Genomic DNA, 25,986 nt, shown 5'->3' on the forward strand with positions numbered 1-25,986 from the left:
AACTCAACACCTCCCGCAAAGGAAAATACTTAATGTTGTTTTAAATAAAAAAACAAGACTTGATACAAGCTTTTAATCAAAAAAGGATTTATTGATGTTAAAAATAAAATTATTGGCAGCCGTAGTTTTATCTTCTGTCACTACAATGGCCAACAGCGCTACCTGCCCATCGCAACAACTGTCACACCACTTTGTTTTTCAGGGAGAGCTATATCAATGCACTGGGGTCATAAAGGAAACAACTTCAGGATTTAGATCCAGCACCTATAAAGTTGAGATTGATACCACCAACAGAACCGGAAAAGATTGTTGGCTTGGAGATGTTGAAGCAGCACATCATGAAGGTACAATAATTAATATAAGCAGAGGTTCGATTTGTAAGAACTATTGCGACGTTAACGCCTACTGTAATGACAATGGCGAGTGGATAGACTTCAAATACTCTTGGTAAAAGCTATCAATAACCACAAACAACTTCACGATACCACTAATAATGAGGAGTATTTCAACAGGTTGAATGCTCCCACTTGATGAGCTTATTTTAAGAGAAGCAGCCTACACAATAAGGGGAGGCCGCTTCTCTAATAAATAGAGCAGATTATGAACTCCGAGATCTGACAATCGCCTACTCTCCCAAGAATGCCAACATTTGGGCTAACTCTTTCCGTTAGAACTTTAGCCCATACATCTCAACTATCGCCATAAAGCGCTTAACATAGATGGCCTAGACTGGCTCATAGGGCGGCATCCATTCGTCCGAGCCTTTGTCGCCCTTGCTCTGGTTCCAGCCGTCATCGACTAACCAGAGGTTCTCAGGGTCTTCGGCAAACTGCCTCTTCAGCTCTACAGTCCAGTTGGCACCACCGTGCTCGTGCGCCCTGGAAAGTGGCACGATGTATTCAACATCCAGATCAGAGGCCAGAATATAAAAGTTGCCGATGTATGGGTCCAACCACAGGCCAGTATCTACCGTGCAACCTTTCTCGTTGGTAAAACTGACCGGAGCCAGGGAGTATTGCACCAGAGGCTCATGACGGGTGCTCTGGCAGTCGCCGTCAGTGTCGGACCACTTCGGTAGCCACTCGTGACGGCCATAGCCCCGCTCTTCTTAGGCTTCGACTTCGTGGCAGCCGGCCAAGGCGGCAGATAGGATAATAGGTAGTAACAGGCGCATGACGTCCCCCCTTTGTTTTTAAGGGATCGTACTGAGTGTAGGCCGCTAACTCAAAGACAAAATATTAAACAGCAAGAGAGTTAAGCCGCTAAAGAAAAACGCTAGAACTTAGTGTAATATTCGATCAGAATATGTAAAACATACCCGGTGACACAGCATAGATCACATGAACTTCCCTAAAAATAAGTATTTCCTTCATCCGTTCAGAAACTTGACAATGATAATTTGTCTTTCGGTTATCGCTTCATGTGACACTAAACTACCAAAAACTATCGATTTGGATTTAAGTACAAAAGAAAAACAAATTGCGAACGTCAACATTCTAACCACAAATTACCTCTGTGGATTTTATAAGGAAAAAACTGGGGGCTTTGGATCTCAAGTTAGCAGAGATGAGCATTACAACGTAGCAAGGTTATTTGCTCGCTCCATCTACGCAAAACTCAATAAAAAAGAATCACCTCAAGAATTTGAGGTGCAGACCTTAGTAGGTATAAATCAAAGACTTATCAAACACGGTCCGGATAAGTTACGGAAAGAAATTGAAGATACTCTGTCCGGCGATTATGCTAAAGACATACCGCGATGGGTAAATAATTGCTCCAGCTTATACACTTATTCAATTGCGCTGATTGAAGACGCCAGCAACGCCCAAGATTGAACCGTGGCCCCTCAGGCGCGGACCGAAAGCCAAGACCTCCCCACTCTGCTTCATAAGCTTCCGGTCAAGAATAATCCGAGAGAGGCGGGTCAGCAGCTCCTGGCGAGTGTTCTAGCAATCACCGTCCGCATCGGCCCAACGGGGAAGCCACTGCTGGCGGTCGTAAGCCCTAGTCTCGGCTTCATAACAGTCTGTTAGTGCCGATGCTAAGACGAGCAAAGTAAGTAAACGCATAATTACAAAAACACTATGAATTTAACCTAAACATAATTATCTTTAAGTTCTTAAAGGTATCCCAGAGAAGCTAATTCTACCTTCTAAATCATTAAGCCCCCCATCTCTTAGCTCTCTAGAGAGGGCCTGATGAATAACCCCAGGGTACTGTGTGGGCCCGATTAATATACTATCTAGCATATCGGAAAGACTTAACCCTATTATTCCCATTTGTTCATTATTGGCAAAGGGGAGCTTATATACAATTTGAGGGATACCATTAATTGTTTCGACACTATCAATCAAGAACTTGTCTTCTGTGTCCAGTTCCGGAAGATATATCACCCTCCATTCCTGCTCCTCCTTGAATCCGGGATGTTTTAAGCAGAGTGTTAAAACAATCAGCGTCATTGCCAAAGATGACCAAACAATGTCTTCAGGCAAACTTCTCAGATAATCAACATTAGCCTCTATATTATTCAATATTTTTTCTAGCTCTGCCCCCAGGCGCTCGTCCGAATAATATAGAGCGGGACTAAAAATGACTCTCAAATTTGGAATCAGTGGTGGGTTATTAAAAACCAATGCCGCCTTGCCAGCGTCACCACCATAAGCCCGCCACATAGAGAGCCTGCCATGCTGGCTTTCATCTGCCATATGAACTGATATTGAAGCAAGATAAGTATCGAACCTTAAATTCCTCCACCAATCATCAAATTCTTTTGCGACCTTTTCCCAAGTATTGTCACCAACCTGGTTCAAAACATCTTTAAACCTACTGCCATTCGCAGGCTGTTTAAGATATTTCATCAACATGTCAAAACCCTGTGAAACCTCCATATAATCATTCATACATGAGGGTTTCCTTAGCCAGAGCTCCTTGTTTCGAATAATGTTTTTAGCATTATCTGCAGAAGTATAATGAACAAATTTATGTGAATTATCTAGAACTTCAGCTCGCCCCTCTACGGTATAGGGAGCTAAGATTTGATCCAATTGTTCATACATTTCTTGTTCTTCAGGACTCATCCAACACGCTCCAAGGATCTGCTATTCAGACATTGATACTTCCTGAAAGCAACATCTGTCTGCTTTAGGGTATATTTACCCATCTCTATAATATTATGCAGCTGTTCAATTCACCTGGCTATCCCAACAAGTCCTAATCAAAAGAAGGTGAAGGAATTATTTAAAAGCCAGCACACCCTGATTACGAGGCTTGTCGTCTTCGCTCAACAACAACGCTGGTGATGCACCAGAGTGCGCTGGGGCACCACCTAGCAAAGCGCCAAGTAAAGTAGCGGTGTCACTGGAAACGGCAAAGTCACCTTCGGCCAGACCGTTTTTCCTCAGGTCGCGCCAACGGCGGCTCTTACTCACACTTTCAGCCCCCTCGCGCATAAAAGGCAGCCACTGAGCGATAATGCCAACCTTGTCTACCAGCGCGCTCATCGGCCCGGCCAAATGGTATGCAGAGCCGGAGAAATTTTTCTTGCGCACATCTTCCTGAAGTTTCCGCAGCTCACTCGCAAATTTATTCCAGCGGTTCACTTCGGACTCATCGAACAAGGCCCGCAGATTGCTCTCATTGTTCTTGAGCTGGTCGGAGAGTCGAATGATATAGCTGCCCCTGGATAGCTGCAGGCTGCCATCCTCGGCCACCTTAAAAGCGGGGCCGAAAATATTCATAAAAGCGGACTGCCGCAGGGCTCCGAATTCCGGAGAGTCTTCACCGAATAGCCGCTTGAAGTCCTCAACGATGGCCGCTCCCTGCTTCTTGCCGGTGCCACCGATTATCTTGTTGACCACTTCCTCTGGAGTGCTTCGCCCGTTCACAACATCATTGATAATGCCAGTGCGAGCTGTGGGCTTACCATCCTTGTGAGTGCCTTTGACTATCTGCATGTACTCGCGATTAAGGCGGCGAGCTTCTTTAAGGGCGTCCAGCTGCTCGGGCGAGCCGAAAAACTTCCCATTCTCCACGGCCTCATCAAGCCAGCTGTCATATTGCCGACGCACTTGCCCAAGTAGTGCTTGGTCGGCAGAGCCGGGGGCGGAGGCCCGCTCAGCAGCAGAAATTCGACGGCGCAGGCTTTCGAAGTTATCCAAACTTTCCATCTTGTTGGTCGCGACTGTAAGGGCGCCCGGTAAACCGGAAGACTTTTCACCTCGCAGCGCTGCATGAAGCTCCTCATACAACCCATATGCGTTGGGCGTCTCGGTCTTGCTGGCAAGTTTGATATCGCCATCAAATCCGCGATAGGCCGCTCCCAGCCCCTCTTGCATAACCGAGCCCTCGGCCATCATAGGGCCACGTTCTTTGGCAATATCGTCCACTCTGGTGTAAGCGTCGGTTTTAGCCTGCTTGGCATTCTCTACCTTTGACAAAATGCCGTCATAGAGCATCCCCGTATTACTTGCGAGTGGCTAGCCCCTTCAGTCGGCCCCAGGTCATCCATCTGATTCTGCACCACCTTGCCCAACTGGCGCTCGCGGAAATCAGTGAAACGATTAACTGCCTGCTCTGCATCGCTACCGTAAACGCCGGCCGCAGCCTCATTCTGTTTGCGCCATAGGTCAAAGTTGCCAGTTTCAATCCCCTGCTGCTCGGCGCGGGTTTTTGGAACCCAATCCTCTTGCATATCGACATTTTCAAGGACTCCCACCAGAGCATCACCGGAGAAGTCAGCACCCTCATTCAGTTCGTCAACCACCCTTAAGACTGCCTCCTCCGACATCTGAGACGAGTCCACACCAAGTCGCGTCAGTTCCGTTTTTACATTCTCTGGAGTGGCCCTTTTTGCTCGGGCAGCGCCTTTACCGAGGCCAACGCCCAGCAGCTCCAAAATTGCCGTTGGTACAGAGGCGGCACCGGCAGCCAGCGCCGGACTTCCAGTAGCGTTATAGGTCGCATCACCCAGGCTCTTTTCGGCATATTCCATAGCCCGGCCGGCAGGTTCGATAAAGTCAGAGAGAGTGTTTAGCTTGTCCCTACCTTCATCGGTGCGCGGCTCATAGGTGAGGAAGTTGCGAGTCGCCTCCACTGCTCGGGCGCCAGCTCCCGGCTCGGCCCAGGGGTTTAGCGATTGAGCAATGCCCGCGAGTCCAGAAACCGGCTCAGCCAAAATCGACGAACCTACCGCGCCCACCACCTCAAGCTCACCAATGGAATTGTCCGCAAACTGATCGAAAGCACCGGGCTGATTAATGCCTGCAGGGTCCGGCAGTGTGTAGCCAATCTTGCCGGCGAACTCCCCGAACTCCATATCACTGTAATATGACTGGTGCAGGCTGCGCGCCAAAGCTTCATCGCTCATATCTGAATATTCGGGATATTGCTTACGGATTTCTGCGATAGTTAAAGCCATTTATCGAATCCCCAATGGGTCTTTATTTGTGTTGGCGGCGTCAGCTGCTGCCTCGGGGCCATCGCGCTCAATATCTTCGAAGTCGATACCAAGTTTCGCCCGAACAATTCGGTCAACCATTTCGAGTTTTGCCTTGCGGGCTTCTGGGTGGTCCTTCCGAGTTGGAATCATCTTTAGCAGTAGCTCTTGGTCTTTATCAGTGAAAACACCTTCACCAGCCTCACGGAATAGAGATTTGAGAATTGGGGCCATGGCCGATACTGCACCATCAGCCGTTTGCGCCTCTGAGGTCAATGCCGGGAGTGAACCTGCAAACGGATTGGTGGTAGTTCCATCCATTCCCTTAGACAGACCTTCCATTCCAGCCTGATACGCCTTGTAAGTTTTAGCGTTAAGCGCTGCAGTTTTTTCTGCCTCAGAATTATTCTTTAAATCAATCTCACCTTTCTTGTTTTTTATACGCTGGTCATAAATCTTCTGAAGCTGCTCATCAGACAGGAGCTCTACGGGCGTGCTTCCGCCAGTTGTCGTCAGGAGCTGGTCACCGACCTTATGCACCTTGGGGTCAAACCGAACACCGAGGTCACGCACCTCGGTAGAGCCGTCAGGATTCTTAACCGTAATCCCATAATTACCATTAGCGAGTGTTAGCGGAGAACCTACTGTGTCTGCCGAGCCCGCACCTTGCTGCTCCAACATTGCCCGCTTTAGATTCATTTCATCAATCCCAGAATTGAGCTTGGCGCCATGATTTTGCAGCGCTGTTAATTGGTTGTTGTAACCGTGATAAGCCTGCGACGGGTCGCCACCGTTAAGGCCCACACCTGCAGCGGTTAGCATGCGCCCAATCCGGGCCCATTTATTGCCCTTCAGTTTTTCCACTTCACTCTGATTTTCAATTAGCTGCTGTTCGTATCGGTCGATGGTACGGGCAAAAGGGTTTGAGGCGTCGAAGGTAGGGGATTGCTGGGGTTCTATAAAATTCTGGTCGAGCGCCCCAATAGGTTCGCCCATGCTTAGTATTGGCATTTCTCTTTCCTGTTGAGTTTTAGTTGTGGGCCTTACCCCATGCCCTGCATGATTCCACCGATACCAGCCAGAATTCCCCCGGCCCCGTTGCTGCCTCCCGCCTGGGTAGATTCATTGAGCACAATGGGAGAGCCAATCGAGCCCTGATAAAGCTGCAATTTTTGCCAGGGTGCCATGGCTACCTGCTGCATGTAATTCTGCATTGCATTTCCGCCCTGCCCCATCATGCTCACACCGCCCGCGCCCATGTTGTAGGCGTTGCCGAATCCGGTATTGAAGAGATTTCCAGCTGTACCGAAGCTATTACTGGCCAGGGATGAGTTGAGATTATTGGTGTTCATCTGGGCATTTTGATTTGCACCAGCCTGATTCGCTGCAACACCCACGGCCTGGTTATAGGCATTGGAGCGGATACCTGCGGCCACATCTGAGGCCCTGTCGTCTGCCCCGCGCATGGCAACACCTTCGGCAACCCCTCGTCGCGTCGAGCCAGCATTGCCCGTAGAAACGGCACCAGAGGCGATGCTCGGCAATTGGTTTTCGTTGAGGTCGCGGTATATGTCGCGGGTGCTGGCGGTAATTTGCGAATTTAAAACATCGTTGTTAACCAGGGAATTTACGGTGTTCATATCAACACCGTTTTGCATTGGGGCCTGGTAGCCGCCCCCGCTCATTACCTGGGTCAAATAATCCTGCATCACATTGGCGGTATTGCCGAAGCCACCGGCCGCGCTAGATACTTGGTTGGCATAGCCATTGGCGGTGTTGCCAAACCCCATTGCAGCCTGGATATATTGCTGCATTTCCGGGCTGAGGTCGGCGACCGGAGATTGCCCGGAGTTGTAGAGCCTTTGCCCCTCCCCCCAGATATCATTCAGGTAGCCTTTCTGGTCCTCATCCAAATAACTCTGGCTTTTGGACTCGCCACCACCACCCATAAGACTGTCTAAAAATCCCATGTTTCACCTGTTAGAAGAGGCTGAGAATGCCTTTAATTAGTGGGTCTTCTTTCAATCCATCTTCAAATGCTTTGCCAGCATTGGAGAAATCCAGAGAACCGATGTTTGCCATTGATTCGACCATGCTGCCAGAGCCTGGCGCTGCATCGTTGAGGTCGTCTTTCCAGCGGTAGGTGGCGTCCTGCTCGAACACCTTGCCGCCGAGTAAGTCCAGGGCATAGCCCTTGTCATCCTCATCGCGATAGCCGCCATCACGGGCTTCGTGTTCATTTGCTGCAATGAGTACAGCCAGCGCCGCCCAGGGACCAGCAGAAGCTATCCAGCTGGAGCCCCCTGCGGCACCACTGCCCGTGCCAGTGCTGGCGGTACCACCTGCCGTGCTACCTACACCAGATGCGCCACCGCCTGCGAATTTGTTGTACCAGCTCATGGCCTGCATTGGGTTAATGCTGGATTGCTGCTGAGCTTGTGGTTGTTGAATTAGAGAGGGTGCCGGGTTGTACTGGGTTTCCCAGTCGGGCATGTAGGGGTTGTGTCCGTAGTTAGAGTTCATAAATTTAGCTCATTTTCTTGACGCTTAATTCGTTTACACACAATAGCTGTGGCGTGATAATGGAAGCTTCGGCACGAAAATTATGGACGGACATATGCAACGCTTTCTCTCATGGCTCTCCTGGAAAAAGCTTCTATTTTGTTATGTAGCGGCAATACTTTTTTTTGCAATTATCTATTATTTCCTCCGAGATTCTTTTTCCTTTAATGAAGAGGAGATGGGCTTAATTCAAACCATCTACTTCAGCATTGTGACAATCACAACTCTGGGGTATGGAGAAGTCCACCCAAAAAATGAGATTGGTTACTTTTGGACAGCTCTCGAAGCTTTAGTAGGTATTTTTGCTTTCGGATTACTTTTAAATGAACTAGCCAAACATCAAGCAGACCAGCAAGAGAGAAAAAGGCAGGCTTTAATCGCCGAACAGCTAATCCAAACATATGATCATTTTCTTTACATAACCACTTACCTTGTTATCCAAACAGTCAACAGCAGAGAAAGTGGAACTTGGAAATTGTGGAATACGCCTAAAGTAACGAAAACACGTGAATATCTCTTCAAAGATAAGGGGAAGAATTTTCAATTATTTAAGGATAAGCTAGAAAAATCTCAAGATTTACAACTAGACATCATGTCCGAATATCTTATATTTTCAAAACAGGTGGAATTTTCACTGCTACATATAACACCTAAAGATCAGAAATTATTCGACTTCTTAGCAAGAATAATTAAAAGGTCTACTCACTTTGAGCACTCTCCAAACAGATGCTATTTATTAGAGCTAATGATAAAAGATATTATAACCGGAAACCCTAATACAGGAGGGCTTTCTGTTCTGACAGAACCCAGAGACCATGACCTGTATCGGGAAAAGCTTGAAGAGCTAAAAGCTCAAGTTAGCTGAAAGTAAAAACTACATATTCAGTCTCACTTTAGCCAAGGGAATCGCCATAGCCGCAATGGAGTTTTGAACGGCTAGGCGATTCGATGGAAAAAGCCCCTCTACACCTCTGGCAAGTCCCACTTAACAGATTTGGTCGCACCAATAACTTCTATGCCTTTTTCACCCATATAGTTTTTAAGGTCTAAATCGAGTGGGAATCTTTTCACATTTTTAGGGGGAGGACTACTCAAGCGTTTCCCTAATACTTCTATCTCATAATAATCCGGATTCGATGGGTTATATCTTGGATTAAGTGAAGGCTCTATATCAGGGTCATTTTTTCCCCATACAGTTAGCACGTATTCCCCTGTAACACCTTTAACCACCTTGATTTTAGTGAAATCAATTAATTCTTGCTCCTCAGATTTATGTTCTGATTGAGCGATAGACTGACCAGCTTTACCAAATTTTTTAGACGAAATATCCTCGCCACTTCTAGCCCTCGCCATAAACACCTCACGAATATAAAGGATTCCAGATCAATCTTATGGGGCCAAGTCCTAGCAAGGTTCTAATGACCCCAAATATATGTCACGATTTCAGGCTAGACCAATTTAGCAGCGGTCTCCTCACAAGGGATAAATTTGCGCCAATGCTCTAATGGTGCGTCTATAATTAACCCCCACCTATTTAAGGCGGTACTCAGGCAGTCTCTGAGGAGCTACTTATTCCCAAGTCAACACACGCGGATTTAGCGTGCACTCCATACGCCAAGCTCCCTTATTGCCTCCGCGTTCTCAACACTCTTGGGCAACAGGTTTGATTCTCTCTAACCTCACAGCGCATGCACCTGGACCCAGGCAGTGCCTTCCCAGATATACAAACCCTTCCCCTGTCCAGGGTCCCAGTCCGTGCCGTCGGCAGTCACCAGCAGGCCCGGCTGCGGGCGTCGCGGCGGCTCGCGATAGAGCGGTGCCAGCGCCTCCAGGTCGGTAAAGGAGCGCTGTATCTTGCTCCGCCTGTAAATACCGCCACAGCTCCTCAAGGTTTCTCGGCTGCGCCGGTCCCGGTATGTAACTCATCGGCCATCCACCGGAATCAGGTCCAGGTCCCAGCCGGTCAGCCGCCAGAAGCCGGTATCTACAGATTGGATTTTAATGGCGAGATAGCGAGCCTTAAGCCGTACATCCACCTTGAGCCCTTCGGCCACGTCGAACTCCCGCGGCTGGCGCCAGTGCACATCACCCATAGCCGTTGAGGCTCCACCTACGGTGGTGCGAACTTTGCCTGTACCATGGATTTGCGGAACAATTTGCCGAATCAATTTCCACTGCTTTGTAGGCGCTTTCAGCAGCTGGTCCAGGTCGATGCCGGTGCGCTCCAGGTAAACCGATTGAGCTGTGCTCGCTGTGCTGAAGAAGTCGGCTTCCTGCAGGGTGTGGGCAGCTCCGTCGCTGCTGAAGTAATACATCACCGGGTAGAAAGCGGTATCGGCAAATTCACCCCAGCTCTGGGTGAGGTCCACCCAGCTCTGTGTCAGCTCCTCCCAGGTCACAATTTCACCCTGCTTTGGTGCGAACACAGCGCAGGCCACATCCGGCACATCTACAAACGTGAAAGTGTTATCCAACCAGTTGTAAACCATGGCCCGGTTAGCATTACCCGTGCCTGTAGTGTAATAGGTCCATACTTCTTTGGTTTTATGATTGGCTACGCAACGCACCTTGGTGCGGTCACCGACCTCATTGTAAAAAGTTTTATTCGCTCTCCGATGCGCTACCGGTCGAGTACTGGAACCGTCGTGTACAAAAATTTCAGTAGAACCAATTACAAAGTGAAACTTGTCGAACGCGGCAACAGCATCCCGGCAAAGAATGCCTTGGTCGAGTAGTTTGTCGAAGGCGAATACATATTGCCCGCCGACAAACTGCATCAGATAGGTGGCTTCCTGAGAGTAGATAATATTGGCCCTACCCAGAGGCGGACAATCAACTAGCTCACTTGCCCCAGAGTCCACCGGGTTAGCACCAGCAAGGCCGGACAGGTCCACCACATCCCAAGTCCAGGGTACTTGTCCTGGCACAACCTCAGTAGACCAGCTCACTGTGTTTGGATAGTTAACCCCGTCCTCGGTAATACCCAGGGCCACCATGAAGTTTTTGTAACCGCTCAGCAATTTGGCTCGTAGGTTGCCTGGCCAGTTAGGCAACGCTTTAAATTCCGTATCCGCCGGCTCAAGAATCTGCGGCACATCTACACCATTATTGAATATCACGCTTTCGCACCACACCAGCGATTGCCAGTTTTCTGACGGAGAATATCCGTTAGAAAAATCTGCGCTGTTGGTGTGGTTAACAAAGATTTCATTCTCGCGAATGTACAGCTCTGTTTGCGAGGCATAGGCCAGTTGCGGTACACCATCGGAAATCCAGCCGGCACCCAATACGGGAGCTTCTGCCAGAGCTTCTAGTATTTTCGGTGATGGCACCGTGCCGCGCCATTGGCAAATCGGACGTTTTTGCCGGCCGAGAATCCGTTGACGGGTAGCTCATATAGAGGAGTATCAACATTAATGCCACGCTCACCCAGTTGTCGGATAGGATAGAAAGCCATTAGGTATCCTCATCGCCACTCAACTCAGCCAGTAAGTTAGTAATATCCTCACTCGTGATTTCAGAAGTTTTTATTATTCAAGCAAGCGCATAATATGGCAGGCGCACGTCAACAGAATGCGTGTGGGATCCACTATCGCCAATACCGTGGCTATGTGCCTGACCACACCCTGCGATTTAATGGATGCTGGCCGCCCATCTTTATCGCTGGGGAAAGGCCCGTGGATTCGTATCGATCGGCGACCCAACTAAGGCGATGAAACCTCTCAAGGAAAAACAGGGTGTGCGCTATGTCGAAGATTCAGAATATTTAGCCTTTTACACCTGGCTTGAATCCAAGGGGCACAGTGCCCACGCGGCCGCAATGGAGATTGCCTATCTTTGCGCCGCACGCCAACAAGATGTCCTCGCATTGAAGCGACAAGATATCACCGACGAAGGCTTGTTGATTTACCAGCAAAAGACCGGCAAGAAGCAGCTGAAGCTCTGGACGGACCGATTACACGATGCCGTTGAGCTGGCACTTAAAAGCAACTCCACTTCCAGGTCACAAAGCATGTATCTGATTCGTGGCCGAACTGGGCAGCGCTACACCCGAGACGGATTCAACAGCACCTGGAGCAGAGAGCAAAGAGCTGCCAATGAGGCCGGCGCACTACCCGCCCGCTTCCGGTTTCATGATTTAAAGATTAAAGGCATCTCAGACTTCGAGGGCGACAAGCAGGAATTCAGCGGGCACAAGACTCGCAGCATGATGGAGCGCTACAACCACACCGCCGATAAAGTTGTTTCTCTTAATAAGGCGAGGATTAAAGGAAAGGAAGACACGCCAAAGGACACTGGATGAATGTCCAATCGGAGGGGCTGAAAAAATCGATTGTGGTAAAATTACCCCTTCGAATTACCCCTCAAAGGCCCAAAACTAAAAAACCCCGCACTAGGCGGGGCTTTAAATCTTTGAAAAACAAGGAAGAATCTGGGGCGGCCGACGGGGATCGAACCCGCGACCTCAGGAGCCACAAGGTTTGGCCCGCCCTTTCAAAATCAACCGCTTACACCATTTTCAGGGTAACCACTGTATAAAAATCCAGTATATTACCCCGCGATGCGGGTATTTAACATCGATAGTTACCCCTTATGCAAGCTGGACATGCAATCAGTGCTTTTTGTCACCCATACGATGGTACCGAATAGACGCCTTAACCACCCCCTCCACAATCAGCTCCTGACCTTCCCAGATAGGGATTGGCGGATATTTTTCGTTGGCTGCCAGTAACCGCCCTCTTCCTCTATCCAAGATTTTACAGGTCAGTTGCCCATCCAGAGCCACAACTACCACATCACCATTCACTGGCGTCAGGGAGCGGTCAATGATGAGAATGTCCCGGTCGAAGATTCCCACCCCTTGCATAGAGTCGCCATTGGCACGAGCCATGAATGTCGCCGGACCATTAGTTATTAAATGCTCATCCAGGCTGAGAGCTTCTTCTTTGTGGTCATCTGCTGGTAAGGGGAAGCCGCAGCTGACGCCACAGAACACAGGAAGACCTGCAGAAAGAATAAAAAAGAGCAAAAGGCAGGTGGGATCAGACGGGATGCAGCCCCCTACCCTTGATCCACAAAAATTTTGGAGTACCTAATTGGTACAAGCAGCTATCAAAAAAATACATACCAAACCAGATTTAAATATTGTTCGATCTTTTCATTTTAGGTAACGTTAGATTCCACATACGAATTGACCGGTCAGCGACAATGAAACTCGTAATGTGCTTCCGGTCGATCGGTTTTATATTACCCAACAAATATAAGGACATACCCCATGCAATTAGAGACTGATATCCAAGCCGGCCCTGAAGCTGGAATTGACTGTTGCCCAGAAAACTGCTCGCACTAAGCGCTTTGAAGGTTGGCTATTTTGTTATAGCCAACCTACTCAACTCTCCTGTTACCTTCATTCAGGGCTGCGATCCTGATTATTTTTGCTTGGCCCCCACTGCAACAGCAACTGACCTCCTGAATCACTAAACCGCAATGACAGCCGAACATCACGACGCGGGCGATTCTGAAGAATGTTTAGTAACCAACAAATCAAACGGCACATAGCGATATCCTTCGAGGTATTTACCAACGTTGATATCGGCCACTGCGCCACCTCTTGGCCCTGCCTGACTACTTTAATAATTCTCTAAGCCGTTCTTGCTTTTCGGTGAGCGCATTTAAGTCATCGATTAAGTTATTGGTTGCTGCGTCCAGGGTGTTTATTTGCACCTTGAGGATATGCCTAAACCTCGGGTCAACTGCATCTGCAGTTATATCAATAGTGTTCAGGCAAGCTTGTATTTCGTCTTTGGTTTCTAAAAACGTCATTTTCAACTCCTTCTTTCTGTTGGTTAGGCCTTTATATTCCCATGGCCAGAAGTTCTTATGCGTCATGAGCACCCTGGGTTGAGGGGGCTCTCATCGACACTTAATTTTCTAGTGGAGCTTTTAGCGCCACAAAGGCAATCTATCAAAATACTGTATGCATATACAGTATCGATAACAAAAAGAAGACGGCGCCCACACTGGTGGGCTTAGGGAGTCAGGATATACAGGAGGATGGCGGGTGCCGGGGTGGCACCCTGTAAGGTTGGTAGAAGCTGGGAGGGTGCGGTTTATTCGTCCAGCAGTGCCAAAATCTGGGCTGATTCCTGTTCTGAGAACTTCAGCCCATACTTCTCCACTATCGCCATAAACCGCTGTACATAGATGGCCTGGACGGGCTCATAGGGTGGCATCCACTCGTCCGGGCCTTTGTCACTCTTGCTTTGGTTCCGGCCGTCATCGACCAACCATAGATTCTCAGGGTCTTCCGCAAACTGGCGCTTCAGCTCTACAGTCTAATTAGCACCGCCGTGCTCGTGCACCCAGGACAGCGGCACGATGTGTTCAACATCCAGGTCTGAAGCCAGGGTATAGAAGTTGTCGGTGTAGGGGTCTAACCAGAGGCCAGTGTCTACCGTGCAACCTTTCTCATTGGTGAAGCTGACCGGGGCCAGGGAGTATTGCACCAGAAGCTCATGACGAGTGCTCTGGCAATCGCCATCAGAGTCGGACCACTTCGGTAGCCACTCATGGCGGTCATAGCCGCGCTCTTCTTTGGCTTCAACTTCAAAGCAGCCGGCCAAGGCAGCAGAAAGGAGGATAGGCAGTAAAAAGCGCATTATGTATTTTCACCAAAATTCGTTGATTTAAGCAGGCCACCGAATTTACTGGTTATTTCATCATCCATCAGCTCAGGTAAAATGCGATCTAAACTATCAAAAAACTCACCCTTTTTTCTATAACAAGAAAACCTACCATGCAAGGCCTGTTCTACCGCAAAAGCTTCACAAGAATCAAATTCCCAGTAAAACTTAATATCGAATTCAAGAGGACCTGACACGCCACCACTTAAGGTATTTGCACGTTTTTCGAGATTCGATGAATATCCGACCTTAAACTGATTAAATAACGGCTCTCTTGTTTCCGAATCAATATATTCTCCGAGATATACAAAACCAACAGATGGAGTTTCATTTTTCTTACCCTGAAAAATCCCGATGAGCTCTTGAGAAAATGCCTCCTCAGGACTCATCCCACCCTGAACCAACTCCAGTATCTTTTCCTTTATTTTTTTGGCTTCTTCAACGGATACAGGCGCTTTATCCTTGACCTCTTTCCAGTATGAGTAAAAACAATCTTTTGCCTCACCCCTGGATCGTTTTATTTTTTTAGCATCACGCTCCTTTTTTTGAATTTTCATTTTTGACATGTAGGACTCAAAGCCAAGTGACACTTTAGTCCAATCAAACTCTCTTACCTTTTTTCGTTCTCCAAGTAGATCTTTTACTATGCTCGTAATACCACTTCCACATTCGCCACCTTTAGATACTACCAATGAGCCAATATGCGGGCATCCTTGTGACTTCGTAAACTCCCAAATTGTTCCAAGTTTTCTACCGATATGGCGCTGGGTGATATTTCTAATCTCAGTAACATTCGGGTTTCTATCTTTTATTAGTTCTGCAATCTCTTTATATCCAATTGTGTTCCCACTTGGGGCCAAATCGACCAAAACTGGATACATAAGCTCAGCAACAATTAGGTCTAACTCTGTATGATTCATAAAAACTACTTACTTTAAAAATCAGCTGGAATTATGCAACGGCACATAGCGCCGTGCCCACCGGCCTGTCCGGCACAACACTTTGTTAAGAGCCGAAATACTTGAACAGATGTAGTTACCAGCTATGGAAAAGTCGGCGATAACGCTGAGTGCAGCTGACCGAATCCTGAGACGCGAAGCGGCGGCGGATTTAGGTTAGCTGGAGCGACTTGTTAAAAAAATTCAGATTGAGTCTAAAAACGACGTAATTTGCTTGATTCTTTCTTTAGGATTCCCCCTAACTTCAACAACCTGAAACTCATTAGAACCTTCAAATTCATATATTAGATCTTGAAGCTGAATATCGACTTCCTTTCTCAGCTCTGGGCTTTCCGAATCAGGACATCTAATTCTATCAGGGTTTTCCACTGGGACAAAAATGACAATGTCGATTAGCTCCATCGCTTCTAGAATTTGTTCACGGTATTCTTCCAGTGATACCGAGTTGTTATTTATAGCATTTATATAAGCGACGAAATCTAATGGACAACGTTCAAACAACCTATTGTTCTGACTACTTGTTATCAATTCAATGGAATAATCTAGCTGAGCTATAAAATCATCTTCACTTGGTGAGTCGCTGAATTCATGTCCCTTTTCTTCAAGCAGAATGTATGGCTCCTCTATAATTTCAAAGTTGTCAAGCGAACTACCAAGATCGTCTAAAATAGTTGTCTTTCCTGTACAGTGTGAACCCGATATAGCAATTTTCATATTTTATTTCAATTGTTTTCTAACGCTTGGCAAAAGTGCGCCGTAGACGCCACTTGCAACCACTTGTTAGCTGCCGATTACCTTGATGCTGATACCAATATACAACCGGCACCGATGAATGTTGAGCCAAATACTTTACCTGCAATAGAATCTGAAAATATTTTGGCTGTTTTGTTCTTTGCTCTCTGTGCCAGATACGAATATGTAGATAGGCAGACAAACGATGAACACATAAAGCTCAAAACCAGCACAGTGAACTGTGGAAGCAATGACTCTGAAACTACTATGAACTGTGGGAATAATGCTATTGTAAAAACAATCGCCTTAGGATTTGTAACGGAAACCAAAATACCCTGAAAATATAGACTGACAGTATGCTTCTTACCTTTTTTTGCTTGCTTTAATTCCATTGGCGTTATGCCTTTCCTCCATAGATTTATACCCATGTAGATAAGGTAAATTGAACCTGCGATTTTTAATACAGTAAAAGCAATAGCCGAATTGAGAACAATTGCACTCAAGCCTAAAACAGAAAAGCTGGACATAAGAAGTAGTCCAGAAATATTACCCAAAACCGTAATCAATGATTTTTTGAAACCATACATTAAACTGTTTGTTGATACCAACAAAGTTGCTGGTCCTGGAGTTGCTGTTGCCAACAAGGCAATCGAACAGAATGCTAACCAATTTTCTATTTGCATTAAACTCTCCATAGGCAGCTAACGCGAAGGCGCAATAGCGCCGGGGTCGGGTGCAGCGTCTTGTTACCCCTTGGTATACGGGCGAATTACAGGTACATATAGATCTGCGTTGAATTTAAATGGCCCTGTACGTTCCATGTAGGCATTTTGGGAAAAACCATCTTCATAGTTATTCTCATAGCCAAAATCACTCCAGACAAAGTAACCATCATCGCGCTCGACTTTAACTGTTATTGCGCCGCACCCAAGGTCAGCACAGCAGTTACATACATATAGAGGAACTCTTTTACTTTCAAGTTCTGAGGGCTTCTTTAGTAATAGTTGCTTCGCAAAATCTTTGCTTACAGCGAGAACTCCATGCTCCTCCCATATGCCAAGATGCTTGGAAAGAATAATCTTCCCTATTTTGAAATCTGGGTAGCTTATCGAATTCATACCACGGCTTCGGGCTGTATGTAGCTCTAAACTAGATTCTTCCATTCATACTCCGTAGACGTAGACTGGGGGTAACAGTTTATTAAAGAGCCAGTGGCTCACTATCCATTTGGCCACTATTTCTCGTATGGAGCCTTCAAACTCCATAAAAAAAGCCCATATTTACAGCAGGTTATAAACTGCCGTCTAAATAGTAACCAGAGATAGTAAGCCATTGGCTCAAGTCGTCTGGTTCAACATCCCGCTCTTGAGCACATTTTACCCATAATTAAATCAATAAGTTGGGGGATCTTTCTGTAGATGTAAGCCATGGCTCTATAACTCGGGCTCTCGCACCGGCGACACGCTCTCTCCACTACTGAAAACCGAAGCCAGTATCACCCACTCAGAATAGCCATAGCTGCAATAGAACTATGCTGGCTAGGCTATGTGCCGTCTCTGCAATCAACCCGGACTACCATCATCATCCGCATAAACCCGCTCATCATAATTGACCGCCGTCATACTCACCCGCTCGGTGCCGCTGGGTTTAATGTCGGTGATGAGTGCCGGGTGACTCCAGTGCTCGGCTTGGCCGAACATATACAGCGGCGGTTCCATGCTGCCATCTAGTGTGGGGGTAAAATCCAGATTGGAATCTACCTCTAAGAGGTTGGCGCTGTTGGTTGGCGTAGCCGTATAGAGCCCGGACAGGGTGCCGTCTGGTTTGCGCAGGGCGAGGAAGTGCGTACCTGCACCCCATTCCAGTTCCGTATCCAGGGTGATTAGTCGGCCGTTAACCGCCACTACCCTGCCCGTCTGTGGGTATCCGGGGATATCGTCGGCAAGGGCGCAGTAGCTCAAATAGCGGCTGTTGAGGCCGTCCATTTCCGTCTTGAAGCTGTAGCGAGTGCGACGGTAGCGTTGGGTGCGCCTTTGCCGCATGCCGAAGCGCCAGGCTTTGGTTTTATCGGTGATGCCGAAGGCCCTAACCTTTTTCGGCGCTTGCCCCTGATCACCTGGCAAGGTGCAGAGCACTGTGGCCGGTTTCCAGGTTTGCGGGTCGAAGTATTCCACCTCGATGCCATCCGGCTCGTCGGGGTCAAATAGCTTTATATCCCCTTCCAGCTCGCCGACCATATTGTCCGGCTGGTACATATGTTCGAACGCCGTGCGCGGGCCGTCACGCACCGGAATAATCTGGCCATAGTCCAGGGTGGGCTCGGCATAGCCCACCGCTAACACTTTTTTCAGGGCTTCGAACAGAGTGGTTTTGTTATCAAATACCGCCGAGAAACTATCACCGCGCGCGCTCCACAGGGTTATACACGCACAGGTTTCAATGCCGTATGGCAGCGCGAGCAGCGTGCAGCTTTGGCCGCAGGCATCATCAAAGAGCGCTTCCGGTTTCACGACCTGAAGATTAAAGCCGCAAGTGACTTTGAGGGAGACGTGAAACACTTCACTGGCCATAAAACAACCTCCATGGCCGAGCGCTACAATCGCACCCCCGACAAGGTTATCCCGCTAAATAGGGGTGGGGAAAGCGGGGAAAAAGGGGGTGATGAGTAGAGCGCAGTGTACTGGGGATATATACACCTTCGAGCGTAGAGAAAACTGCCGTGTGGTAAAATTCGTACACTGTATAAGTACATTTTGCCCCAAAACGAAAAAACCCCGCACTTGGCGAGGTTTTAAGTCCTTGAAAAACAAGGAAGAATCTGGGGTGGCCGACGGGGATCGAACCCGCGACCTCAGGAGCCACAATCAAACCTAAATCTCTATAACTATCATACATTTACAGGCCTTTATGTGTAAATATCAAGGTGGTTCAGCATCGCAATAAACCCCATGATTACTTAGCTGGTCAATTTTTGACACACTTAAAAGCTGTACACTTACACAGCAACTAGACTGCAATCACCGACAGTTGATCTCACTGAAAGATATAGGCAAGCAATGTAAACGCCTGCCTATGCCAATTTCCTGTACTCTTTCAGCACCCAGACATAGTGACCCTTAACCAAGCGTTTTGTTGAATCCGTCCTGCGCTTGTATTGTTCCCCCAGCTATTTCTGGAACAGTGATATGTTCTATCGCTATTAATACTTTACAATCCCCTTCAGAGGCTAAGCCGGCTCAGAGGTTATGGAATGAAACACTGGTCGGTGCATGACTTGCACAAGACGGCATGGCAAGTTTTCCTAACTGACCGAGCCCCATATCGCTGAAAAAATGCTGGGGCACAAACTGCCAGGTAAAATTAGATCTGCTGCTTATAAATAGGATATAAGGGATGTTGAATGAATAAAGTACACGTTACATTTTTAATTGGTCTTGTCACTTCAGGTGTAGCCGTTGCGGAAAGTTTTTATGAAGATGTTGGCATTGGAGTTACAAGTCCTCAAGCCACTTTGCACATCAAAGACTCAGGATCAAAAAAACCCGCGATACTAATATCTGGTGCCAGCTCTACTGAAGGCGATATTGCGGTCTTGAATGATGATACATTCCAGCTTGGAAATTGGATAGATTCTACCGAAAGCTATATTAACTGGCTGGAGATTGACACTGAAAATGTTAAGGAATCCGAGAACGATATAAAGGAATCCGGCCACAGTGAATTTGTGCCCGGCAACACTAAAACTAGATTGAAATTAATTGGCGACAATAGCCATTCAACTATATTCCATTATTCAGGTTTCATTCGACCCGAGGACCATAATGTAAATCTGGATAAGGAGTGCAAAGATACTGAATTGAATGAATGCCTACCGTATAGGGAAGAGCTTGCACTGAGAGCCGTCTCTGACGGTGTTAACCCAAATAACAATGGAGCCGGTGCTCACTTCTACGGTAACCAGGATAGCCAGCATGGCGGCTGGATTGGTTTTTTTACGGATGGCAAAGCAAGGATGTCTATAAACAAACAGGGGCGAGTTGGTGTAGGCTCTAAAAATGTACTTGACGATTACAAAAATTATTTTAAGGGTCGCTTCAATATTATAAATCCCGAAAATGAGCCTGGACTCTATATCGAAGGTGCAGGGCCTGATGAAGGAGATATCGCGTGGAAAGATGGTGAATACCTTCAAATGGGAACATGGGAAGCCTCAATGGAGGATAATTTTGACGACAAAAACATCGGAGGCGAATTCCATGAAGTGGTGAGGATTACGCATGCAGGTAATTTCTCTGTCAAAAATCCGATCGAGAACGACGATTCTCCAGGGTATATACAGTTAGATACTTCTGCAGGAACTCCTCCTGATTCTGATTGTAATAGCTCATCAGATGTAGGCCGCATGACCATACATCAATCTGAATCGCTACTATATGTTTGCGCATCATCAGGCTGGAAAAGCTTGACCCTTTAAGAAGCCAGTAATTAAATATTAATAGTTTTACCTTTTATATCAGGTGAGCCATAAATCTCACCTGATTTAAAGGTTATTTCCTAAAAGTAAAATTTCCGCAATCGCTTCAAGTCACCACCCTAGGCAAATCCCCCCACCGGGTGGTATAGGCAGGCGATGTAAAAGCCTGCCGCATCTTCCATTTTTTCTGGATGCCTTCAGCCCCCAGGAACAAAGTGCCCCGACCGAACTTTTTATTAATCCGGTCCATCGCCTGCATGGTCTGCCCTGAGCGATTGCCCAGGGGTAAATAGATCACCCTGCCCCAGCGCGCGGGGGATTATCTCGATTAGCCCGACGCCCGCTTTCATAAAGCGGCAGCCAGGGCGGTATAAATCGGCAATGGCCTCTCTCACCAGCCGCACTATTACCCGCGTGTCGTCGGTGGGGTATGGGGTCTGCACTACGGCGCTGCGGCTGTAGTAGTTGGGTTCATGGGGTGAAGTGTGCAGGAATAGATGGATCGACTTTACCAGGGATTTCTGTGCGCGCAGTTTCTCTGCGGCCCTACTGGCGTAGAGGGTGGCGGCTTGCAGTATCGGCGCTAGCTCGGTGAGCTTTTCACCGAAGGAGCGGGTGCAATAGATCTGCTTCTTCGCTGGGGGCTCTTCCTCCAGGCCCAGGCAGGGAATCCCGTTCAACTCCTCAATAGTGCGCTCAATATTCACATTGATACGGCGGCGCAAAATTTTCGGGTTGGCCTGCGCCAGGTCATAGGCGGTCTCTATGCCGAAATCCGCTAGGCGCTTGGTGAGGCGCCGGCCTATGCCCCACACATCATTCACAGCGGTACGGCGCTGCATCCACTGCCACTTCTCCGGGGTATCCAATGCACAGACGCCATCGCACTTTGGGATTTTCTTGGCCGCGCGGTTGGCGAGCTTGGCCAGGGTTTTACTGGGGGCGATCCCCACACCCACAGGCATTCGAATATTGCGCCAGAGGGTATTGCGGATCTTGCGGCCGTAGTCCTGCCAATTCTCCTGCAGCCCGCGCAGGTCCAAAAACATCTCGTCAATGCTGTAGACCTCCACGCTGGGGCCGAACTCGCGCAGGGTGGTCATCACCCGGTGAGAGATATCACCATACAGGGGATAATTACTGGAGAAGATCGCTACCCGGTGGGCGCGCAGTAGCGGCTGAACCTTGAAGAAGGGCTCCAGGTCGCCAATGCCTAATAGCTTCGCCTCCTTGGAGCGCGCCACCACAAAGCCATCGTTATTGGAGAGCACCACCACCGGACGCCCACGCAAATCCGGCCGGAATATCTGCTCACAGCTAGTGTAGCAGCTGTTGCAATCCACCAGTACCAGCATTCAGCTCGGCCGGTGGTAGCGCACCGAAGCCTTTACCACCCCCTCCACAATCAATTCCTGCCCCTCCCAAATAGGGATCGGGGCGTAATCATCATTAGCAGAGAGCAGCCGCCCCTGCTGCTGGTCCAGCACCTTGCAGGTCAGCTGGCCATCCAGGGCCACCACGACCACATCGCCATGGGTGGGCTTTAACGAACGATCGACAATCAATAGATCCTTGTCGAAGATGCCGATCCCCATCATGGAATCCCCGTTCGCCCGCGCCATAAAGGTCGCCGCTGGCTTGCTGACCAGATGCTCATCCAGGCTAAGGGCCGCCTCCTTGTGGTCATCGGCAGGAGAGGGAAAGCCACAGGCAATGCCGTGGCCATAGAGTGGGGAAAGCTTCATTCTGGAAACCTTGAATACTGTATATTAATACAGTTTATTACCAGAAGGCAGCAATCGGCAAGGGCAATGGATGACTACGAGGCCGGAACACTGGGCGAACGCCTGCGCAACGCAAGGAAACAGGAGGGGAAAACGATCGCACAGCTGGGGCTGGCGCCATCTCAAGTTTCAAAAATGGAAACAGGCAAGCAGAAGATACCCGCGGAGCTGCTGCCGGCTTGGTGTGAGGCGGTGGGGATTACCCTGGCGGAAGTGTACGGGGCCGAGAACCTTCACCACTTTGCGCAGATTCCCTTTCCGCCACTTATAGCTCGTCTATAGGCACAGCTACCACAGGAATTTCGCTTGCATATTCACCGAGTAATCGAAAGTAGTTACCAGCTTTGGACGTCGCGCTGCAACGCCTTGTTAGCATTTTGTCTTGTTTTCCCCACTAACACCTTTCCAACGCCATATTTGTACTCTCCCAATTTTCTCTATAGAAAATTATGGAATCATAGTGCATAGTCATTTCATCACTTCTCAATAGGTATGGGAATTTGGCACTTTTAGAAAGAAGGCCCTCATAACGTGTTAATGCATGGTCTTGAAATGCATAGTACTGTCCATAATTAAACTTATCGCAGTCTTGGCTGTAACGATCCAAGAGGACATTTACGAAATTTGCCTCTCTGCTGTACCCTTCCATTTCATAAAGTAATCTGTCTCTGCCCTCCATAAAGGCGGAAGTCGTAAACCCTAAAAAAAACCCGGTTACGATTAGCGTGCCGATTCTCAAAAACTTCATCTATATCTCATACGAATGCTAACGTCACGGCCTGCGGCAAGTTTGAAGCGCAGCGGAAAATTTGTCCGACAGTAGCGTCTTGCTAGCCCTGACATACCTAATTAAACAGAAATCGTTCATGCGAATACTCTTCAATGCCTTTCTGCTTCATCATACTTTCCATCTGTTTATTCTTTTTGTCACTACCGAAGCCGAACAATGCTTTCTTTAAGGACTTCAGTTCCAACAACTGATCGTATTGATCTGGAGCCATATTTTGGGCACATACATGAATAAACTCTTCTAAAGCTGGGGCTTTGAACAAACCATCTAAATCCTCCAGCCCTTTCATTGTTTCCAAATATATCCTTCTTAATTTTGTAAGATTACTTAGATCTGGAAATTCGTCTACGTTTCGAAGTGACTGGAGAAATAGATACTGCAGCCCGGTGAGAGTTGATATTACAGAGATATCAGATAGACCTTTGACCTGCCATAATTCCAAGTATTTCAGATTTTCCAAACCTTCAATTGCACTAAGATCTTTTATTCCGCCAAGCTTGATATCTAAAGACCACAATTTACTGAGCTTTCGTAGAAAGCTAATGTCCTTTGGACTAACAGACCTTAGAGTAAGTTTCTCTAGAAATTCGAGCTCACCTACTATTTCAATATTTTTGTTTTGCCCCTCGATATACAACTCTTTTAGATATGGTAGATTTGACAAGCCATCTAGCTTAGGTTTCTTTGACTTTGTAGCGCCGAGAAATAATGCCTCCATTGATTGAGGCAGGGATTCCAGGAAATCAAAGTTATCTAGATTATAAACACCTACAGATAATGACTTTAGTGCTTTCAAATGCGTGATGTTTTCTAGATCACTTACTTCTCTTAGACAATCGATCGACAAGGTTTCAACAGATGGTATATAAGCCAGAGTACTTAGGTCGCATACTTTCGAATAATGACCATAGATCCTTATCTCAATATCTGGACGTTTAGGTATCAGGAGATCATTAAGTAGTTTCCAGCTCTCAGTAGTAATAGGACCGCAAGTCTGTATTACTTTCACTTTTAGATCATTTACAACACCGTCAATACAAGACTCTGAAATGTCATCTTGTATTTCCAACCTATTAACTGAGAGTGTTCTAGCTATGGGCATTCTGTCTCCTAAGAAGGCTAACGCCTCAATAACTGGCGCGCGCTTTTTGCGCGTCCGGCGCCGAAGGCGCGAAGTTGATTGACTTGTGAAATGGCATACCCTCGCATTCGCAGCGTATTTTGTAGAACTCTATTACTTTTTGACGTTCGTTTGAAAGATCTAAGGATCGAAGTCTTCGTTTTCCCATACGAGAATCGAGCATTGCTAGACACCGAATGAGAAGATTTTCTGAGCTTAACGAGCTTTCAATTGAGCTTTGGCAATACTCATCTAGTGAATCATAGTATGTATACTGGTTAAATTTTCCTTCTGAGGCCAATTCTTCATGTGCAATTTTTTGAGCTTCATACGGAGTAATTTCTTCACGATCTACGATTTCATAGATACGCTCATACTCAATTGAGTAAAATGAAAGGGTGCACATGCTCCATATCTCATTTTTATCAAAGGTAATATACCCTCGACCTTCCTCGTCGTGGGTGCCTCGATAGTTAGTAGAACGCAATTCAACTCTCCCTTTTACTGAATCAGAGAAGAATTCTTCTACTTTTTTCTTTCGTTTACTCCATTGCATGATTTTGCCATTTAACGGTGGCGTTCACCAGGTAAGGGCGTTCGTTTGGTTGGACAGCTGGAGGAAGGACGACGCCCTTATTCCGGTGCAACGCGTTGTTATCTGGCTGTTGCCATTTTCCATTGATTGAACGCGTCCGTTAGCTGCGCAGACATCTTTATCCAAGATACTCCATTCTCCAGCGTGCCGGGCCGATGACTTGGGTGACGGCTTTGGCCCCAGCCGAAGCGCCGCTAAAGCTGCCGATAAATGGGGTGGCGCAATCAAAAGTTAAAAGCCAGCCAGCATCGGGCGTGGGGCAGGCAAGATATACTTTGAACGTCTCGCCCGAAGGAATACGGAAGTGCACAACCAAACCGCTGCCGCAGAGGAGTTGTACCACGTCATCGACAGGCGTCCCGTCGGCGCTAATGTTCACATGCATTCTGTCAAAACGCGAAAAGTCCTCACCTTCCTGTGCGACATACAGTTGCGGATAGGAAACGCCATGGGTCTCGTCCAGTGTGGTCAGCTCTCCGCCTCCGGGAATATGGGGCTCGCGTCCTGCCTGGGCGATGATTTCCAGTAGACGTTCACGGGATAGCAGAAAGTGTGGCATCACTTCCGCGACACGCTCCGTCGAAGGTTTGGGATCGGCCAAAAAGGCCTTAAGGTCGTTGGAGAGGTCCGACCAATCCTGCGCCCAAATCCGGGCGCCGATCGGCGCCAGCGCTGTGTTGATTTCGTCGAGTGCATGCAAGTCAGCTTGCTCGCCGTCGCTTTCTAACCGGATCCCGCTGTCGAGTTTCATTTGAGTCTCGGTCGATTAATGCCCCACTGGTTCAACTTCACGCCAGATAACGCCGTGATAAGCGGCTTATTTTGATTGTTTTGAATTTGTGCTATTTGAGCA

The 25,986-nt window shown here is 47.8% G+C and carries 30 protein-coding genes; 6 read left to right on the forward strand and 24 right to left on the reverse strand.

What is annotated here, in order from left to right; translation table 11 throughout:
* Nucleotides 1-94 precede the first annotated feature (94 nt).
* Nucleotides 95-451: a hypothetical protein gene (locus tag ACJJJA_RS13930; RefSeq protein ID WP_444884555.1), complete on the forward strand. Its 357-nt coding sequence runs from the start codon at nucleotides 95-97 to the stop codon at nucleotides 449-451.
* 273 nt (nucleotides 452-724) lie between these two features.
* On the opposite strand, the gene ACJJJA_RS13935 is transcribed toward ACJJJA_RS13930, so the two are convergent.
* On the reverse strand, nucleotides 725-1,021 hold the full coding sequence (locus ACJJJA_RS13935) for a hypothetical protein (protein ID WP_444904997.1): 297 nt from the start codon (nucleotides 1,019-1,021) through the stop codon (nucleotides 725-727).
* 319 nt (nucleotides 1,022-1,340) lie between these two features.
* Here ACJJJA_RS13935 and ACJJJA_RS13940 point away from each other — a divergent pair, with 319 nt between their 5' ends.
* Nucleotides 1,341-1,835: a hypothetical protein gene (locus ACJJJA_RS13940; protein WP_444890081.1), complete on the forward strand. Its 495-nt coding sequence runs from the start codon at nucleotides 1,341-1,343 to the stop codon at nucleotides 1,833-1,835.
* 276 nt (nucleotides 1,836-2,111) lie between these two features.
* On the opposite strand, the gene ACJJJA_RS13945 is transcribed toward ACJJJA_RS13940, so the two are convergent.
* The 6 genes from ACJJJA_RS13945 to ACJJJA_RS13970 all read right to left on the reverse strand — a co-directional run bounded on the left by ACJJJA_RS13945 (nucleotide 2,112) and on the right by ACJJJA_RS13970 (nucleotide 7,957).
* Nucleotides 2,112-3,077, reverse strand: coding sequence for a DUF2971 domain-containing protein (locus ACJJJA_RS13945; protein ID WP_444904998.1), 966 nt, complete (start codon nucleotides 3,075-3,077; stop codon nucleotides 2,112-2,114).
* Nucleotides 3,078-3,233: 156 nt separating this feature from the next.
* Entirely contained in the window at nucleotides 3,234-4,436 is a 1,203-nt protein-coding gene (locus ACJJJA_RS13950; RefSeq protein ID WP_444904999.1) for a hypothetical protein, read from the reverse strand.
* The gene (locus ACJJJA_RS13955) at nucleotides 4,424-5,416 is read right to left on the reverse strand and encodes a hypothetical protein (RefSeq protein ID WP_444905000.1); all 993 of its coding nucleotides are present in this window, start codon (nucleotides 5,414-5,416) and stop codon (nucleotides 4,424-4,426) included. Before ACJJJA_RS13955 ends, ACJJJA_RS13950 begins: the two co-directional genes overlap by 13 nt.
* Nucleotides 5,417-6,445, reverse strand: a complete 1,029-nt coding sequence (locus ACJJJA_RS13960; protein ID WP_444905001.1) for a hypothetical protein — start codon at nucleotides 6,443-6,445, stop codon at nucleotides 5,417-5,419.
* Between the two features lie 32 nt (nucleotides 6,446-6,477).
* Nucleotides 6,478-7,404 carry a hypothetical protein gene (locus ACJJJA_RS13965; RefSeq protein WP_444905002.1) on the reverse strand — a complete coding sequence of 309 codons (927 nt, stop codon included), beginning with the start codon at nucleotides 7,402-7,404 and terminating at the stop codon, nucleotides 6,478-6,480.
* Between the two features lie 10 nt (nucleotides 7,405-7,414).
* Nucleotides 7,415-7,957, reverse strand: a complete 543-nt coding sequence (locus ACJJJA_RS13970) for a hypothetical protein (RefSeq protein ID WP_444905003.1) — start codon at nucleotides 7,955-7,957, stop codon at nucleotides 7,415-7,417.
* 94 nt (nucleotides 7,958-8,051) lie between these two features.
* On the opposite strand from ACJJJA_RS13970, the gene ACJJJA_RS13975 reads away from it, so the two are divergent.
* Complete coding sequence (locus ACJJJA_RS13975) at nucleotides 8,052-8,861, forward strand: potassium channel family protein (RefSeq protein ID WP_444905004.1); 810 nt, start codon at nucleotides 8,052-8,054, stop codon at nucleotides 8,859-8,861.
* A 98-nt stretch (nucleotides 8,862-8,959) separates the two neighbouring features.
* On the opposite strand, the gene ACJJJA_RS13980 is transcribed toward ACJJJA_RS13975, so the two are convergent.
* Together ACJJJA_RS13980 and ACJJJA_RS13985 are read right to left on the reverse strand one after the other, a co-directional pair.
* Nucleotides 8,960-9,349, reverse strand: coding sequence for a hypothetical protein (locus ACJJJA_RS13980; RefSeq protein ID WP_444905005.1), 390 nt, complete (start codon nucleotides 9,347-9,349; stop codon nucleotides 8,960-8,962).
* Nucleotides 9,350-9,918: 569 nt separating this feature from the next.
* Nucleotides 9,919-11,328: a hypothetical protein gene (locus tag ACJJJA_RS13985; RefSeq protein ID WP_444905006.1), complete on the reverse strand. Its 1,410-nt coding sequence runs from the start codon at nucleotides 11,326-11,328 to the stop codon at nucleotides 9,919-9,921.
* A 308-nt stretch (nucleotides 11,329-11,636) separates the two neighbouring features.
* Here ACJJJA_RS13985 and ACJJJA_RS13990 point away from each other — a divergent pair, with 308 nt between their 5' ends.
* Nucleotides 11,637-12,299 (forward strand): tyrosine-type recombinase/integrase, encoded by a 663-nt coding sequence (locus ACJJJA_RS13990; protein ID WP_444905007.1) that lies wholly within the window; start codon nucleotides 11,637-11,639, stop codon nucleotides 12,297-12,299.
* Between the two features lie 309 nt (nucleotides 12,300-12,608).
* Here ACJJJA_RS13990 and ACJJJA_RS13995 read toward each other — a convergent pair whose 3' ends face one another.
* The 9 genes from ACJJJA_RS13995 to ACJJJA_RS14035 all read right to left on the reverse strand — a co-directional run bounded on the left by ACJJJA_RS13995 (nucleotide 12,609) and on the right by ACJJJA_RS14035 (nucleotide 18,940).
* Nucleotides 12,609-12,992: a LexA family protein gene (locus tag ACJJJA_RS13995; protein ID WP_444905008.1), complete on the reverse strand. Its 384-nt coding sequence runs from the start codon at nucleotides 12,990-12,992 to the stop codon at nucleotides 12,609-12,611.
* Nucleotides 12,993-13,621: 629 nt separating this feature from the next.
* Entirely contained in the window at nucleotides 13,622-13,819 is a 198-nt protein-coding gene (locus ACJJJA_RS14000; RefSeq protein ID WP_444905009.1) for a hypothetical protein, read from the reverse strand.
* 287 nt (nucleotides 13,820-14,106) lie between these two features.
* Nucleotides 14,107-14,229 carry a hypothetical protein gene (locus tag ACJJJA_RS14005; RefSeq protein ID WP_444905010.1) on the reverse strand — a complete coding sequence of 41 codons (123 nt, stop codon included), beginning with the start codon at nucleotides 14,227-14,229 and terminating at the stop codon, nucleotides 14,107-14,109.
* A 102-nt stretch (nucleotides 14,230-14,331) separates the two neighbouring features.
* Nucleotides 14,332-14,655 carry a hypothetical protein gene (locus ACJJJA_RS14010; protein WP_444905011.1) on the reverse strand — a complete coding sequence of 108 codons (324 nt, stop codon included), beginning with the start codon at nucleotides 14,653-14,655 and terminating at the stop codon, nucleotides 14,332-14,334.
* Nucleotides 14,655-15,599, reverse strand: coding sequence for a GIY-YIG nuclease family protein (locus ACJJJA_RS14015; RefSeq protein WP_444905012.1), 945 nt, complete (start codon nucleotides 15,597-15,599; stop codon nucleotides 14,655-14,657). Before ACJJJA_RS14015 ends, ACJJJA_RS14010 begins: the two co-directional genes overlap by 1 nt.
* 222 nt (nucleotides 15,600-15,821) lie before the next feature.
* Entirely contained in the window at nucleotides 15,822-16,352 is a 531-nt protein-coding gene (locus ACJJJA_RS14020; protein WP_444905013.1) for an ATP/GTP-binding protein, read from the reverse strand.
* 77 nt (nucleotides 16,353-16,429) lie between these two features.
* A complete protein-coding gene (locus ACJJJA_RS14025) occupies nucleotides 16,430-17,053 on the reverse strand; it encodes a LysE family translocator (RefSeq protein WP_444905014.1) in 624 nt (207 codons plus the stop codon).
* 63 nt (nucleotides 17,054-17,116) lie between these two features.
* The gene (locus ACJJJA_RS14030) at nucleotides 17,117-17,533 is read right to left on the reverse strand and encodes a hypothetical protein (RefSeq protein WP_444905015.1); all 417 of its coding nucleotides are present in this window, start codon (nucleotides 17,531-17,533) and stop codon (nucleotides 17,117-17,119) included.
* 399 nt (nucleotides 17,534-17,932) lie between these two features.
* The gene (locus ACJJJA_RS14035; protein ID WP_444905016.1) at nucleotides 17,933-18,940 is read right to left on the reverse strand and encodes a host specificity factor TipJ family phage tail protein; all 1,008 of its coding nucleotides are present in this window, start codon (nucleotides 18,938-18,940) and stop codon (nucleotides 17,933-17,935) included.
* An 830-nt stretch (nucleotides 18,941-19,770) separates the two neighbouring features.
* Between ACJJJA_RS14035 and ACJJJA_RS14040 the strand changes: the two genes are divergently transcribed.
* Nucleotides 19,771-20,844, forward strand: a complete 1,074-nt coding sequence (locus ACJJJA_RS14040) for a hypothetical protein (RefSeq protein WP_444905017.1) — start codon at nucleotides 19,771-19,773, stop codon at nucleotides 20,842-20,844.
* Between the two features lie 106 nt (nucleotides 20,845-20,950).
* Here the strand turns inward: ACJJJA_RS14040 and ACJJJA_RS14045 are convergent, their stop codons facing one another.
* From ACJJJA_RS14045 to ACJJJA_RS14055, 3 genes are read right to left on the reverse strand one after another with little or no spacing between them, the layout of a single operon-like run.
* Nucleotides 20,951-21,103, reverse strand: coding sequence for a DUF4113 domain-containing protein (locus ACJJJA_RS14045; RefSeq protein WP_444891365.1), 153 nt, complete (start codon nucleotides 21,101-21,103; stop codon nucleotides 20,951-20,953).
* Nucleotides 21,081-22,199 (reverse strand): Y-family DNA polymerase, encoded by a 1,119-nt coding sequence (locus ACJJJA_RS14050; protein WP_444905018.1) that lies wholly within the window; start codon nucleotides 22,197-22,199, stop codon nucleotides 21,081-21,083. Before ACJJJA_RS14050 ends, ACJJJA_RS14045 begins: the two co-directional genes overlap by 23 nt.
* Nucleotides 22,200-22,589 carry a LexA family protein gene (locus ACJJJA_RS14055; protein WP_444905019.1) on the reverse strand — a complete coding sequence of 130 codons (390 nt, stop codon included), beginning with the start codon at nucleotides 22,587-22,589 and terminating at the stop codon, nucleotides 22,200-22,202.
* Between the two features lie 66 nt (nucleotides 22,590-22,655).
* Here ACJJJA_RS14055 and ACJJJA_RS14060 point away from each other — a divergent pair, with 66 nt between their 5' ends.
* Nucleotides 22,656-22,910 carry a helix-turn-helix domain-containing protein gene (locus ACJJJA_RS14060; RefSeq protein ID WP_444905020.1) on the forward strand — a complete coding sequence of 85 codons (255 nt, stop codon included), beginning with the start codon at nucleotides 22,656-22,658 and terminating at the stop codon, nucleotides 22,908-22,910.
* Between the two features lie 563 nt (nucleotides 22,911-23,473).
* On the opposite strand, the gene ACJJJA_RS14065 is transcribed toward ACJJJA_RS14060, so the two are convergent.
* From ACJJJA_RS14065 to ACJJJA_RS14075, 3 genes are all read right to left on the reverse strand, one after another.
* Nucleotides 23,474-24,520: a leucine-rich repeat domain-containing protein gene (locus ACJJJA_RS14065; RefSeq protein ID WP_444905021.1), complete on the reverse strand. Its 1,047-nt coding sequence runs from the start codon at nucleotides 24,518-24,520 to the stop codon at nucleotides 23,474-23,476.
* Nucleotides 24,521-24,545: 25 nt separating this feature from the next.
* Nucleotides 24,546-25,094 (reverse strand): SF0329 family protein, encoded by a 549-nt coding sequence (locus ACJJJA_RS14070; protein ID WP_444905022.1) that lies wholly within the window; start codon nucleotides 25,092-25,094, stop codon nucleotides 24,546-24,548.
* A 157-nt stretch (nucleotides 25,095-25,251) separates the two neighbouring features.
* Nucleotides 25,252-25,884, reverse strand: a complete 633-nt coding sequence (locus ACJJJA_RS14075) for a hypothetical protein (protein WP_444905023.1) — start codon at nucleotides 25,882-25,884, stop codon at nucleotides 25,252-25,254.
* Between the last annotated feature and the right edge of the window lie 102 nt (nucleotides 25,885-25,986).

The sequence above is a fragment of the Microbulbifer mixtoriginis (SeqCode) genome (assembly GCF_052466865.1).